The sequence below is a fragment of the Bradyrhizobium sp. AUGA SZCCT0160 genome, from assembly GCF_018130105.1.
Taxonomy (GTDB): domain Bacteria; phylum Pseudomonadota; class Alphaproteobacteria; order Rhizobiales; family Xanthobacteraceae; genus Bradyrhizobium.
On the sequence record NZ_JAFCMD010000006.1, the window covers coordinates 141022 to 155375 of the forward strand.

Genomic DNA, 14354 nt, shown 5'->3' on the forward strand with positions numbered 1-14354 from the left:
TTCCGAAAACCGGAAGTCCGCTTTTCGGGATCATGCCTACCGCCGGTTGGCGAGAGGAACCACGTTGTGCAACGTTTCAATGCCGCTTTCAAGGAAGCGCCGCACGCCGCGCGCGGCCTGGCGAATACGCTGCTCGTTTTCCACCATGGCGATGCGGACATAGCCCTCGCCGTGCTCGCCGAAGGCAACCCCGGGCGACACCACCACGCCCGATTTCTCCACCATCAGGGTGGCGAACTGCATGCTGCCGACGCCCTCAAAGGCTTTCGGCAGCGGCGCCCAGGCGAACATCGAGGCGGCCGGCGGCGGAATATCCCATCCCGCGCGGCCAAAACTTTCCACCAGCGCGTCGCGGCGCTTGCGGTAGGTGTCGCGCATTTCGCGAATGCAATCATCCGGGCCATTCAAGGCAGCGGTGGCCGCGACCTGGACCGGCGTGAACGCGCCGTAATCGAGATAGGATTTCACCCGCGCCAGCGCGGCGATGATCCGCTCATTGCCGACGGCAAAGCCCATGCGCCAGCCCGCCATCGAAAACGTCTTCGACATCGAGGTGAATTCGACGGTGACGTCGATCGCGCCGGGAACCTGCAACACCGAGGGCGGCGGGTTCTTGTCGTCGAAATAGACTTCGGCGTAGGCCAGATCCGACAGGATGAAGATCTCGTGCTTCTTCGCGAACGCCACCAGATCCTTGTAGAAATCGAGGTCGGCGACATAGGCGGTCGGATTGGACGGATAGCAGACGATCAGCGCGATCGGCTTCGGGATCGAATGGATGATCGCGCGCTCCACCGCTTCGAAGAATTGCGGCGTCGGCTCCGACGGTACCGAGCGGATCACGCCGCCCGCCATCAGGAAGCCGAAGGCGTGAATGGGATAGCTCGGATTGGGGCACAGCACGACATCGCCGGGCGCGGTGATCGCCTGCGCCACATTGGCAAAGCCTTCCTTGGAGCCCAGGGTCGCGACGACCTGGGTTTCCGGGTTGAGCTTGACGCCGAACCGGCGCGCGTAATAGCCGGCCTGCGCCTTGCGGAGCCCGGTAATACCGCGCGAGGCCGAATAACGGTCGGTCCGCGGCTTGCCCAGCGTATCCTTCAGCTTCTCGATCACATGAGCCGGCGTCGGCAAATCCGGGTTGCCCATGCCGAGGTCGATGATGTCGGCACCCGCGTTCCGCGCGGCCGCCTTGGCCCGGTTGACCTGTTCGAACACGTAAGGCGGCAGACGGCGGATGCGGTAGAAATCTTCCATGGGACCCTTGCTCCGACGACCAGCGGGACAGAATCGACAGAATCTGCGGTTTTCGAAGCCGAATTCGGCTTCGTCCAAAACTCGCGCTCAATCAATGATTTAGAGCGAATTCAGGCGCAGCATCCTGAGTGCCGGACCGTGATGCGGTTGAATTAAGGCTCTTTTAGCACGGGCGTCCCGCAGCGCCAGAGACTATAGCGTTTCAAGCGAAAGCCTGCCGGGACTTCATTTGGGGGCGGTAGCCGGATCGCGTCACGAAACGCTTAAAAAACAGACAGCTTATTTGGCGGCAGGGTTTGCTGCGGCCGCGGCCGCCTGGCGATCCCGCGCGGCACGCAGTTCGGCCTCGATCTTGGCCTGCTCCGCCGGCTTGATGACCGCCTCGTCGCGCTCCGGCGGCAGGTCGTGGACCGGCAGGTAGCCCCCGGCTTCCTTCGGACGCGCGGGCGCCTCGCCCGGCACGCCGACACCTGGCAAATCCGCGATCGAAGTCGAGCAGCCGCTGACCGCGAGCGCGGTTGCGAACAGCGCGGCCATCGACCACAGCCTTATCATCCGATTCACCGGCATCCGTCCGGAAGTCCCCAATACCTGTCCCGTTGCCTTAGATCGTTTGCACAGCGCGCGTTGGCAAGAGCTGTTGGTATGCGCCTTGCAGCGCGCCGGGTCGTCGAGCTGCGTCAAATTCTCCGCAACCCTTCAAACCATTGTCGCCCGAAACGATTAAAGCCAGAACAGGTAACTCAAGCGGTGCGGCTTCAATGTGTCCGAACGGAGAAATTTTATCGCAGTGCAACAGGATTAACCCAAACCTACCGCCGCCGTCAGGCGCGGTGACGAACTCGAAATGAAGTTATAGTGTCCCTGACATGACCGACGTTAACACCGAAATCCACGCTGCGAAATCGTTCAACGCTGAAGCCTTCGCCATGAACATCGCCAGGGCCATGGAGAGCAGTGGCCAGGCGCTCGCGGCCTACCTGAAGCCGCGCGAAAACGGTGAGCTGAAGGACAAACCGCCGAATGAGATCGCCGAGGTGATCAAGACCTTCAGCACGGTCGCCGAATACTGGCTTTCGGACAAAGAGCGGGCGTCCGATCTGCAGGTCAAGATGGCCAAAGCCTATCTCGATCTCTGGGGCTCGACGGTGCGCCGCATGGCCGGCGAAGAGGCCCCGCCCGCGATCGAGCCGTCGCCGCGCGACAAGCGATTCAAGGATCCGGAGTGGAAGACCAACAAGTTCTTCGACTTCGTGATGCAGCTTTACCTGCTCACCACGCAATGGGCGCAGGAACTGGTGAAGAACGCCGAAGGCATCGATCCGCACACGCGCAAGAAGGCCGAATTCTACGTCCAGCAGATCAGCAATGCGATCTCGCCGTCGAATTTCGTCTTCACCAATCCGGAAGTGCTGCGCGAGACGCTGGCGTCGAACGGCGACAATCTGGTGCGCGGCATGAAGATGCTGGCCGAGGACATCGAAGCCGGCCGCGGCACGCTGCGCATCCGCCAGTCCGATCCCACCAACCTCGTGGTCGGCGTCAACATGGCGACGACGCCGGGCAAGGTGATCTTCCAGAACGAACTGATGCAGCTGATCCAGTACACGCCCACCACGGAGACCGTGCTGCGCACGCCGCTGCTGATCGTGCCGCCCTGGATCAACAAATTCTACATCCTCGATCTCAAGCCGGAAAAATCCTACATCAAATGGTGCGTCGATCAGGGCATCACCGTGTTCGTGATCTCCTGGGTCAATCCAGACAAGGAACTCGGCAAGAAGACATTTGACGACTACATGAGGCAGGGACCGCTGACCGCGATGGACGTCATCGAAAAGGTCACGGGCGAGATGAAGGTTCATACCGCGGGCTATTGCGTCGGCGGCACCCTGCTCGCCTCGACGCTGGCGTGGCTCGCCGAAAAGCGCCGCGTGCGCGTCACCTCGGCGACGTTCTTTGCGGCCCAGGTCGACTTCACCCATGCCGGCGATCTGCTTGTGTTCGTCGACGAAGGCCAGATCTCGGCGCTCGAGCGCGACATGCAGGAAGCCGGCGTGCTCGAAGGCAGCAAGATGGCGATGGCCTTCAACATGCTGCGCTCGAACGACCTGATCTGGTCCTACGTCGTCAGCAATTACCTGAAGGGACAACCGCCCTCCTCCTTCGACCTGCTGCACTGGAATTCGGACGCGACGCGAATGCCGGCAGCCAACCATTCCTTCTACTTGCGCAATTGCTACCTGGAGAACCGGCTGTCCACCGGCAGCATGGTGCTTGATAACACGCTGCTCGACCTCTCGAAGGTCAAGGTGCCGGTCTATAATCTGGCGACGCGCGAAGATCACATCGCGCCCGCGGATTCGGTGCTGTACGGCTCGCAGTTCTTCGGCGGGCCGGTCAAATACGTGCTGTCCGGATCCGGCCACATCGCCGGCGTGGTCAATCCGCCGGTGTCCGGAAAATATCAGTACTGGACCAACGACAACATCAAGGACGTCACGCTGGCCGAGTGGCTCAAAAACGCCACCGAGCACAAGGGATCGTGGTGGCCGGACTGGCGTCAATGGCTGGAGGGTCTCGACGCGGAGATGGTGCCCGCGCGCGCGGTCGGCTCCGAGGCGATGCCGCCGATCGAGGATGCGCCCGGCAGCTACGTTCGGGTCCGCGCGTAGCGCAAGCCCGCGGGGTTGGCTATAAGCTGATATCCCGTATCGGGATTCGAAAATCGAATGAGGGGGAAACCATGACGCGTGAATTGTTCTGGCTTGCGCTGACGGTGATTTTGACCGGCCTACTGTGGGTCCCCTACATCATCAACCGCTGTCAGATCCGCGGCCTTTCCGGCGCCATGGCCAACCCCTCGCGCAACGACAAGCCGCATTCGGAATGGGCCAACCGGCTGATGTTCGCGCATGACAACGCGGTCGAGAACCTCATCATCTTCGCCCCCCTGGTGCTGATCCTCAACCTGGCCGACTATTCCACCAAATGGACCGTGATGGCCTGCATGGTCTATTTCTGGTCCCGCGTCGCGCATCTGATCGTCTACACGCTCGGCCTGCCGGTGTTCCGGACGCTCGCCTTCACCGTCGGCTTCCTCGCGCAGGCCGTGCTGGCGCTGGCGATTTTCCAGGTGCTTTGAGCGCCGGCCCCCGCATCTCCATCAACCCGCGGCAATTGCAGCGATCGCCGGGCGAAGCTTCCTGAGCCGAAGCAGGATCAGGAGCGCCCCGCACGAACATGCCATGGCAACGCCAAGCAGCGCGTTGCTGCCGACATTCGTCAGCAGGCCGACGAGAAGCGGGGGCGAAGCTGCGGAAATGATATTTAGCGGCAACGCCAGCCGCGAGGTCGCCTTGGCGAATTCGGCCTGGTCGTAGAACACCAGCGGTATGGTCGCACGGGCGACCGCGAACGCGCCGCTGCCCATGCCGTACAGCAGAATGAAGGCCGCGATCGCCCAATGCGATCCGCCGCCGACCATCAGAAACAACATCGCCACGGGAATGGCCGAGCCGGCAAACAGTGCCGTCGTGATCCCGTCCCACCGCCCGCCACCAAGGAAATCGAGTCCCCGCGCGCTGACCTGGATCACGCCAAGCATCGAGCCGAAGGTAACGGCCGTCGCCGGCGACAGGCCCTCCGCTTTCAGAAGCTCGATCATGACCGCGCTGAATCCGAAGGAAACGAACGCATTGAACGCGAGAGCCACCAGGATCAGGTAGAAGGTGCTTTTCAACACGATCGGCGACGCGCTCGCCGGCAACGCTGTGGCGACAGCTTCACCGGCCCGTTCGGGTCGACGCGGTAATCCGAAATAATACAGCGGCAGGCACAACAGCAGCAGCATGCCGCAATAGACCAGACAGGTTCCGCGCCAGCCCACAGCTTCTGACAGAAACGACGTGGTAGGCCAAAAAACACTGCTGGAAAGCCCGGTCACCAGCATCATGGCGCCGATGCCACGCTTCGCATCGCGCCCGGCGATCTCGTTGAGCAAGATGTAGGCGGCGGTGGCCAGCGTGGCGCTGCCGGCCGCGCCGAGGATCACCCACGCCGCGAAAAACTGTATCGGGCCCTGCGCGAACGACAGCAAAACGAAGCCCGGCGCACCGATGACGGTGCCTGCAATCATCACCCGGCGGGCACCAAATTGCGTGAACGGCTTTGCCAGGACAGGAGCGCACAGACCCATCAGGACATAGAAGATCGAGTTGCCGGCAAACACCGCTGAGATGTCCATGTGAAGATCGGCGGCGACCTGCCCGCCGACGACCGCAAGCAGTCCGATCGTGCCCCATCCGATGACCTGCGTAATCGCGAGAACGACCAGGACGCGGAACATTGACTTGCCGGACTCGGGGATCATCAGATCAGAGGCTTTTCCGGGCCACGACAAACAGCATCGGGGCCCACTGGTTGTCGAAGCCGATGACCTCGCCGGTCTCGATTTCAAGCGAATTCCAGTTGCCCGCGCTGGCGTAGGTTTCGCGCAGCCAATCAGGCGACGGGTAATTGTAGTAGCGGCCTAGCGTGTCGCGGCCTTCGGCGTCACCGGTCTTGAAGCTGGCAAAGAAAGCGCCGCCGGGTTTCAGCGCGCGCCAGATCAGCGACAGCACCTGCGCCAGGTCATCGCGCGGAACGTGCAGCAGGCAGGCGTTGGCCCACACGCCGTCATAGGTCCCGACTGCGTCGATGTCATGAAACAGCAGCGTCCCGACCGGGCGGCCAAGACGGCGCGACGCCACCTCAGCCATTTCCGGCGATCCGTCGGTCGGCGACACGTCGAAGCCCCGCGCCAGCATTTCCGCGGTGTCGCCGCCGGCGCCGCATCCGAGTTCGAGAATGGCAGTGCCAGGTGGAAGCAGCGCAAGGAACGCCTCCAGCCTTGCCCGACGCGAGGTGATCTCGCGCGCCGCGTAAGCCTCGGCATGGCCGCGGTAGAATTGAAGCGTCGCCTCGTCCACGAATCCCTCTCGCAATCGGCGAGGCCCAGCATCAGCCGCGTGTTGCAGCAAAAACACTAGACCTGCCTTCGCCGGACGCAACTATGGATTCTGCGGTTCTGGGATGCGCTCGCAAGCCCCGACGGCCGAACGGGCGGCAGCGCCGGCATCGCGCTGATAGCGTGATGCCGGCGTGAGCGTAAGGCGCTTTGGGCCTAGCTGTCGGCCAACCCCAGCATCAGCCGCATGTTCTGCACGGCGGCTCCGGAGGCGCCCTTGCCGAGATTGTCGAGACGCGCGACCAGAACGGCATGGGGATGCTGCTGGCTTGCAAACACGTAGAGCTCGAGCTTGTTGGTCTCGTTGAGCGCTTCGGGTTCCAGCCGTCCGGTTTTTGACGTCGCGTATTCGAGCGGCATCACGGAAACATATTTGCTGCCGGCGTAGCGCTTGGCCAGCGCGGCATGGAGTGCCGCGCCATCGGGCTTGGCCGGGAGCGCGTCGAGATGCAACGGCACCGACACCAGCATGCCCTGCCGGTAGTTGCCGACCGACGGAACGAATATCGGCCGCCGCGTGAGCCGTGAGTACAGCTGCGTCTCCGGCAGATGCTTGTGCTCGAAGCCGAGACCATAGAGTTCAAAGGACGGCGCGGTGCCGCCTTCGAAACTTTCGATCATCGACTTGCCGCCGCCGGAATAACCGCTGACCGCATTGATGGTGACGGGATAGTCCGACGGCAGCAGTCCCGCGTCCACGAGCGGGCGCAGCAGGGCGATCCCGCCTGTTGGATAGCAGCCCGGGTTCGAGACCTTCCGTGCCGCCTTGATCTTGTCGGCCTGGTCAGGCGCGAGTTCCGCAAAACCATAGGTCCAGTCGGGCGCGACGCGAAACGCCGTCGAGGCGTCGAGCACCTTGGGTCCCTTGGCGCCCATGCCGTCGATCAACGCCACGGTTTCCTTCGCCGCATCGTCCGGCAGGCAGAGGATCACGAGATCCACCTCCTCCATCAGCGCCCGCTTGGCTCCGGCGTCCTTGCGCTTGTCCTCGGCAATGCTCTTGAGCGCGACGTCGCCCTGCAGGCGCAGCCGCTCCTGAATGCCAAGGCCCGTCGTTCCGGACGCGCCATCGACAAAGATGGTGGGCTTCCTGGTGTCGCCGGTCGTGTGCGGCTTGATATCGGTCAGGGTCATGGCGCGTTCCTTTCAAGCGTCGTCGTTTCGTTCGCTGCTGCTGTGTCGGTAATGTCGGTCATGAAGGCTTGCGGGCGCGCCTCGCGCATCAGTCCTGCGATCCCGGCTGCATCAGCGTCACCCTGTGACGCCAGCGCATTGCTGATGGCTGAGTAGTCCGCGTCGGATTTGTGCTGGTTCAATTTGAAGCTGCCCTCGATTTCCTCAACCGTCATCACCAGACCCACGATCGCCTTCTTCATTGCGTCCAGCCGCCCGGCCGTCATCTTCGACGACAACCAGGGCTTCTTCGGCAACAGCCTGTTTTCGAACTTGGCGCTGAGCGTATCGATCTGCTCGGCCAGTTCGTCGTCGGACAGTGCCCGTACCGTGCCTGTCAGGTGCACGGCCTGGTAGAGCCAGGTCGGCACTTGATCGGGCGAGACGTACCAGTCGGGCGATACATAGGCATCCGCGCCGTTGACGGCCAGCAGCCAGGACGAGGTCCCGCCGGCGAGCTTTACCAGTGGATTATGACGGGCAACATGAAACAGCGCGCGCGGCGTCCCGTCATCGGCAAAGCCGAGATAGAACGGCAGCGGCGAGGCAATCGGCTTGGCGCCATCCCACGCGCAGACGAGGCCAAAGCCGCGCGCTTCCGCAAACGCCAGGCTGGCGGCACGGTCGGGCTTGAACGGAGGCGGCGTATACATTTCAAACTCCTGCTTGACGTAGGAGCCGCCAGATCAAACCGCGTGTCTTGAAGGGAAAGAGCCGCGGATCGTATCCGGCGGCAGAGGCGATGATCTTAAACGCAGACAACCGCCCGTACCGCGAGAATGCGGCGGCGGCGGGCGATGAGGCTGGTCGAAGCGTTGATCATGGCGGGGCTATAAGGCCGCCCGGTTTCAGGGTCAAGCCAAAACACAAAGGCCGCCCCAGGGCGGCCTTTGGTCAACGGTCAGCAGACGAGCTAGATCACCGGATTCCACGGCGCCGGCACCAGCCGGTATCCAGTTCCGTCCTTTTCGACAAAGCCATTGGCCGGGAACGGATAATGGAAGCCCTGGACCCGCATCTTGTCGGCAACCAGCATGTCGTAGACCTTGCGGCGGGTGGCTTCTGCCATGGCCGGGTCCTGATCGAACATCAGGTGCCAGCCCGGATTGGTGACGAACAGCGCCGGCAGGTTGGTGACGTCGGACTGGATGAAGACCTTGTCCGAACCGGACGACAGGACATACGAGGTGTGGCCCGGCGTGTGACCGTGGGTAGCCATCGCCTGCAGCCCGGGGGCGACGTCCTTGCCCATTTCGTAAGGCGTGACCTTCTTCTTCAGCCCGGCGTCAAACACGCGGCGCGCGTTGGCGAACACGCCCTTCATGCGCTCCGTGGTCTGCTTGCCCATCTCGCCGTCGTCCATGAAGTATTTCCACTCGGCGGCCGGCACCAGCACCTCGGCATTCGGGAATGCCAGCACGTTGTCCGCGGTCAAGAGGCCGTTGATGTGGTCGCCGTGGAAGTGCGAGATTACCACCATGTCGACGGCCTTGGGGTCGAGCCCGGCGGCGACCATGTTGCTGGCGAACTGTCCGACATTGCCCTTGCTCGAGGCGAAAGCGCCCGGGCCGTTGCCGGTGTCGATGACGACAAGCTTGCCGCCGGTATTGATCACGAGCGGCGCGAACTGGATGCTGATCTTGTCTTTCGGCATGAACGCCTTTTCGAGCGCGGCGTTGACTTCGTCCTTCTTGACGTTGAGCACGAATGTGTCGCCCAGCGCGAAGTTGTTGACGCCGTCGGAGATGACGTTCACCTGGGCGTCGCCGACCTTGTAACGATAGAAACTCGGCGCTTGCTTCTCGGCGACCGGCGCGGCCGCCTTGGCCGGCATGCTGGGCAACAGAGGCGAAGCAGCGAGAGCCGCAGCTCCAGCGAGTGCGTGACGTCGTGTCAAATCCATGTGATGTCCTCCCAGTGAGACGATGAATGCGGTTCGCGGGATTTCCCGCTTTGTTGACGTGTCCGTGTGATTCTCGGCCCTGGTTGCCGCCGCTTCTATCAGCGTTTCAATGCTAACGCGATGACGGCGGTGCGACGGCAGGCAAGCCCGGTGTTCCCCATCATGAGAGCTAACCCCTGCCCCCGCCGGCTTATTCCGGCAGCGCGAGCGTCTGCGTTCACAACAACCGCCACACCCATTCGATGATGTGAGCGATCACGTCGCCAAACAGCAACAACGCTGCCGACCAGACCAGCGCGGAGACGAAATTGGCGATCTGGAATGGCCAATAGGGCATCTCGAAAATGCCGGCGGCGAGCGGCACCGACGCCCGCAACGGTCCGAAGAACCGCCCGATGAAAATCGAGGGCACGCCCCACTTTTTCACGAAAGCCTCGCCGCGCGGCAGGATTTCCGGATAGCGCGACAGCGGCCAGATCTGGGCCACCTGCTCCTTGTATTTAAAGCCGACCCAGTAGGAGACCCAGTCGCCGAGCCCCGCCCCAATGCCGCCGGCGATCCAGATCGGCCAGAAGTTGATGCCGCTGACGCCCATCAGGGCGCCGATCGCGACCAGAGCCCCCCAGGCCGGAACGACCAGTGAAACGAACGCCAGCGATTCGCCGAACGCCAGCAGCAGCACAATCGGTGCTGCCCAGGCCTGATGATCGCGCACGAAATCAGCCAGGGCGCGCGCAAAATCTTGCATCCCTTAAACGCCTTCCAGCCCCAAATCCGGCCATTGAATCAAACCCGCGGGCCCATGGCCTTGGAACAGGTACGCCAGCCCGTTGCGTGACTTCAAGTCACAAAGGCGGACACTGGGCGTGATTTCAACGCCCGCTCGCGCCCCCCGCCCGCTTTCCCTACCCAAAACGGGGAATTTCCCCACAAAATCGGTAAGGGCGCGGTTCGCGGCGATCATGCACCAGGTATCAATGGCCGCAACGACCAGAGCTTAGCTCTGCGGCGGCGGCGGCCGCTTAGGCGGTCGAGGCTTTGCCGGACGGGGTTGTGCCGGCGGGAGCGGCTGCAGGGTCACGATGACCGGGTTTGGCTTGTGATCCAGCGCCGCGCCGGTAACGGCATCCACCCCCATGCCGACCACGCCGCCAAGCAGAACGTTGCCGGCGAAGCCTGCGGCGCCGGTGGCGGGAACTTCCTTGGTGAGAGGAATGATTTGCGGTTCATACCCCTCTTTGTTCCACTGTCACGATGATGTCGGCGCTGCGTTTGGCCTGGACCACGCACGGCGTCACGCAGGCGGTGGGAACATCCAGTCCCGATATCTCGGCGGTCGCGCCTGCCGGCGTGCTCGAGATGGAAATATTCTCTGTCGTTCCACGCGTTACCGACGCGCAGCCAACACAGGGCAGCGCGATTGCCGCCGCCAAAACCAGCCTCATCATTGATTATTTTCCCCAAGCCCGTAGCGACCTTCACGCAACCTTGGGCTGAAAGCAAGCCGGCGCCTCACCTACGTTTAGATATTGTTAACCGTGGAAGTTCCAGTCATTGCTGCGCCCGACAGAAGCGCTCTGCCTTGGCGCCGGCCGTCACTTTTTAAGCCCATCCGTGGCATAGTCAGACAGACCGATTCGCGGCGCCAAGTTGCGCGCATCACATGAAGAACCATGCCCAAACCATTGAAAACATCTGCTAAAAGCAAAACCGCCAACGACTTGTTCGGAGCCGATGAACCGAAGGGCCGCGCCTCGCTGAGGGTCGCCGCCAAATCCAGCAGCGCGGAAGCCGGCTATACCGCAGCGGATATCGAGGTGCTGGAGGGGCTTGAGCCGGTCCGCCGCCGGCCCGGCATGTATATCGGCGGTACCGATGAAAAGGCGCTGCACCACCTGTTCGCCGAAGTCATCGACAACTCCATGGACGAGGCGCTCGCCGGGCACGCCTCGTTTATCGAGGTTACGCTGAGCGCGGACGGATTCCTGACTGTGACCGACAATGGCCGCGGCATTCCGGTCGATCCGCATCCGAAGTTTCCGAAGAAGTCCGCGCTCGAAGTCATCATGTGTACGCTGCATTCCGGCGGCAAGTTCGACTCCAAGGTCTACGAGACCTCGGGCGGCCTGCACGGCGTCGGCGTCTCCGTCGTCAACGCCCTCTCCTCGCTCCTCGAGGTCGAGGTCGCGCGCGAACAAAAGCTCTACAAGATGACCTTCGAGCGTGGCCATCCCAAGGGCAAGCTGCAGGAACTCGGCAAGATCAACAACCGCCGAGGCACCACCATCCGCTTCAAGCCCGACACCGAGATTTTCGGCGCCAAGGCCGCCTTCAGGCCGCAACGCTTGTTCAAGATGGCGCGCTCGAAGGCCTACCTGTTCGGCGGCGTGAAGATTCGCTGGCGCTGCGATCCGGAACTGCTGCGCGGCATCGAAGAGGTGCCGGCCGAGGACGAATTCCATTTCCCCGGAGGATTGAAGGATTATCTCGGCGCCGCGATCCATGCCGACACGCTGGTGCACCCGGATATCTTCTCCGGCAAATCGGGGCGCAACGGCGCCCACGGCGCCTGCGAATGGGCGGTGGCCTGGACGGCGGACGCCGACGGCTTCCTCTCCTCCTATTGCAACACCGTGCCGACGCCCGACGGCGGCACCCACGAATCCGGCATGCGAAGCGCGATGCTGCGCGGCCTGAAAGACCACGCCGAGCGCATCGGCCAGGGCAAGCGCGCCGCACCGATCACCTCGGAAGACGTCATGGTGGGCGCGGCCGTGATGCTCTCGGTGTTCGTGCGCGAACCGGAATTCCAGGGCCAGACCAAGGATCGCCTCGCCACCGCCGAGGCCCAGAAGATCGTCGAGCAGGCGATCAAGGACCCGTTCGACCATTGGCTGTCGGGCAATCCGCTGCAGGCCAACAAGCTGCTGGATTTTGTCGTCGAGCGCGCCGACGAGCGGCTGCGTCGCCGCGCCGAGAAGGAAACGTCGCGCAAGACCGCGGTGAAGAAGCTGCGCCTGCCCGGCAAGCTTTCCGACTGCACCAACACCGCGACCGAAGGCTCCGAGCTGTTTATCGTCGAGGGCGACTCGGCCGGCGGCAGCGCCAAGCAGGCGCGCGACCGCAAGACCCAGGCCGTGCTGCCCTTGCGCGGAAAAATCCTCAACGTCGCCTCCGCCGGCAAGGACAAGCTCACCGCCAACGCCCAGCTCTCCGACCTGATGCAAGCGATCGGCTGCGGCACGCTCGCGCATTACCGCGAGGAAGACCTGCGGTATTCCCGCATCATCATCATGACCGACGCCGACGTCGACGGCGCCCATATCGCCTCGCTGCTGATCACCTTCTTCTACCGGCAGACGCCGCGGCTGATCGACGAGGGCCACCTCTATCTCGCGGTGCCGCCGCTCTATCGGCTCACCCACGGCGCCAAGACGGTCTACGCCCGCGACGACGCCCACAAGGACGCGCTGCTCAAAAGCGAATTCAACGCCAATGCCAAGGTCGATGTCGGCCGCTTCAAAGGGCTTGGCGAGATGATGCCGGCGCAGCTCAAGGAAACCACGATGGACCCGGCCAAGCGCACCCTGCTGCGCGTGGTCCTGCTGGCCGACGACCGCGAAGGCACCGCCGATTCGGTCGAGCGGCTGATGGGCACCAAAGCCGAGGCCCGATTCGCCTTCATCACCGACAAGGCGGAGTTTGCCAGCGAGGATCTGCTGGACGTCTGACCTCCGGGGCGACCTCGGCGACGGCACGTCGTTTGTCCGATTGCGGGCCGTTTTCGGCCTATTTGACCCCGTGCGCGCCTGATCTTGCCCATTTTTCAGGCGCTTTCCCTCAAATCGTTTTCGGGCGGGTGTGTTGTCCCCGCAACAGCATTTTGGGTGGAACTGCGTATAGTCCTGACACTGGGTTTCAGGAATCGGTGCAAGCGCACCATTTGGGCGGTCGGTTACGACGCTTAAGATTGAGGGTTTGGACAATGAAGAAATTAGCGATCGCTCTGGCTGCGGTAGCGGCAATGACCGGATCGGCCTCGGCCGCTGACCTCGGGGCCCGTCCGTACACCAAGGCTCCGCCCCCCCTGGCTCCGATCTACAACTGGACCGGTTTCTACATCTTCGGCGGCGGCGGCGGCGGCCTGTGGTCTGCTGACAGCAATGCAGTGAGCACCGGCGTGGTTGGACCTCTGGGAGCTTTCGGACCAGCCGGTACCGCGCTCACCCGTGATGTGCGCCATGGCGGTTCCGGATGGTTCGGAACTGTCGGCGGCGGTTATGACGTGCAGTTCGCAGGCAAGTGGGTGGCCGGTATTTTCGGCGACGCTCAGTTTGGCGAATTGGAAGGTTCCTTGGCCGATCCTCTTTTCGGCACCGAAGGCACCCTGAAGCTCCGGACCAGCTACGCAGCTGGCGCGCGGTTGGGTTACTTGGTTGCGCCGAACGTGCTTTCCTACGTCAATGCTGGTTACTCGGGTTCTGAATGGTCGGGCACTACGCAATTTCCTGTGGCTGCTGGCGGCATCGCAGGGTCTTTCGCCGCCCAAACGACCACAGGTTCTTTTGATCGACATGGCTGGTTTATTGGCGGCGGTGTCGAAAACAACCTCGACATTTTCGGTATCTCTGCCCCCGGCTGGTTCATGAAAACCGAATATCGTAGCGCGTACTACGACCGGGCCACGATCCCCACGCGGTTCGCACCCACTAACGTGTTCGTTCCTGGATCAGCAGCGCTCACCGGCGGGGCAGTGACCCACGAGCCGTGGGTGCAGACCATCAGCACTTCGCTGGTCTACCGCTTCAACTGGGGTGCCCCAGCTACGCGGTACTGATCTCTCCCGATTGATCAACTCAAAAGCCCCGGCATCGTCCGGGGCTTTTTTGTTGCCTGCTAGCGTCAATCCGTTGCCGCACCGATACTGCTGCTGCCCCCTGCAGAGGCCGTCTCTAGTCGCAGGTAGGCGCGGCGCACTTGCCCCCCCGATCACCAATCCCCTGATCATCTCCG

The 14354-nt window shown here is 62.8% G+C and carries 12 protein-coding genes and 1 pseudogene; 4 read left to right on the forward strand and 9 right to left on the reverse strand.

What is annotated here, in order from left to right; all coding sequences use genetic code 11:
* Window positions 1–36: 36 nt before the first annotated feature.
* Complete coding sequence (locus JQ558_RS12435; protein WP_212273740.1) at window positions 37–1257, reverse strand: LL-diaminopimelate aminotransferase; 1221 nt, start codon at window positions 1255–1257, stop codon at window positions 37–39.
* A gap of 279 nt (window positions 1258–1536) precedes the next feature.
* On the reverse strand, window positions 1537–1827 hold the full coding sequence (locus tag JQ558_RS12440) for a hypothetical protein (RefSeq protein WP_212273814.1): 291 nt from the start codon (window positions 1825–1827) through the stop codon (window positions 1537–1539).
* A 299-nt stretch (window positions 1828–2126) separates the two neighbouring features.
* Here JQ558_RS12440 and JQ558_RS12445 point away from each other — a divergent pair, with 299 nt between their 5' ends.
* The gene (locus JQ558_RS12445) at window positions 2127–3932 is read left to right on the forward strand and encodes an alpha/beta hydrolase (RefSeq protein ID WP_212293799.1); all 1806 of its coding nucleotides are present in this window, start codon (window positions 2127–2129) and stop codon (window positions 3930–3932) included.
* Window positions 3933–4003: 71 nt separating this feature from the next.
* Window positions 4004–4402 (forward strand): MAPEG family protein, encoded by a 399-nt coding sequence (locus JQ558_RS12450; protein WP_212208766.1) that lies wholly within the window; start codon window positions 4004–4006, stop codon window positions 4400–4402.
* Window positions 4403–4423: 21 nt separating this feature from the next.
* Here the strand turns inward: JQ558_RS12450 and JQ558_RS12455 are convergent, their stop codons facing one another.
* The 7 genes and pseudogenes from JQ558_RS12455 to JQ558_RS37215 form a co-directional block, all read right to left on the reverse strand.
* Window positions 4424–5605 (reverse strand): MFS transporter, encoded by a 1182-nt coding sequence (locus JQ558_RS12455; protein WP_249142443.1) that lies wholly within the window; start codon window positions 5603–5605, stop codon window positions 4424–4426.
* Between the two features lie 28 nt (window positions 5606–5633).
* On the reverse strand, window positions 5634–6227 hold the full coding sequence (locus tag JQ558_RS12460) for a class I SAM-dependent methyltransferase (protein WP_312014848.1): 594 nt from the start codon (window positions 6225–6227) through the stop codon (window positions 5634–5636).
* 194 nt (window positions 6228–6421) lie between these two features.
* Complete coding sequence (argC, locus tag JQ558_RS12465) at window positions 6422–7399, reverse strand: N-acetyl-gamma-glutamyl-phosphate reductase (protein ID WP_212208770.1); 978 nt, start codon at window positions 7397–7399, stop codon at window positions 6422–6424.
* Window positions 7396–8091, reverse strand: coding sequence for an FMN-binding negative transcriptional regulator (locus JQ558_RS12470; protein ID WP_212208771.1), 696 nt, complete (start codon window positions 8089–8091; stop codon window positions 7396–7398). The genes argC and JQ558_RS12470 overlap by 4 nt, the downstream gene beginning before the upstream one ends.
* Before the next feature lie 260 nt (window positions 8092–8351).
* The gene (locus JQ558_RS12475) at window positions 8352–9341 is read right to left on the reverse strand and encodes an MBL fold metallo-hydrolase (RefSeq protein WP_212208773.1); all 990 of its coding nucleotides are present in this window, start codon (window positions 9339–9341) and stop codon (window positions 8352–8354) included.
* 217 nt (window positions 9342–9558) lie between these two features.
* Window positions 9559–10089, reverse strand: coding sequence for a DedA family protein (locus tag JQ558_RS12480; RefSeq protein ID WP_192740860.1), 531 nt, complete (start codon window positions 10087–10089; stop codon window positions 9559–9561).
* A gap of 249 nt (window positions 10090–10338) precedes the next feature.
* Window positions 10339–10786, reverse strand: a pseudogene (locus JQ558_RS37215) (PEGA domain-containing protein).
* 228 nt (window positions 10787–11014) lie between these two features.
* Between JQ558_RS37215 and parE the strand changes: the two are divergent.
* On the forward strand, window positions 11015–13072 hold the full coding sequence (gene parE / locus JQ558_RS12490) for a DNA topoisomerase IV subunit B (RefSeq protein WP_212293802.1): 2058 nt from the start codon (window positions 11015–11017) through the stop codon (window positions 13070–13072).
* 254 nt (window positions 13073–13326) lie between these two features.
* A complete protein-coding gene (locus JQ558_RS12495; protein WP_212273736.1) occupies window positions 13327–14178 on the forward strand; it encodes an outer membrane protein in 852 nt (283 codons plus the stop codon).
* The last annotated feature ends 176 nt before the right edge of the window (window positions 14179–14354 follow it).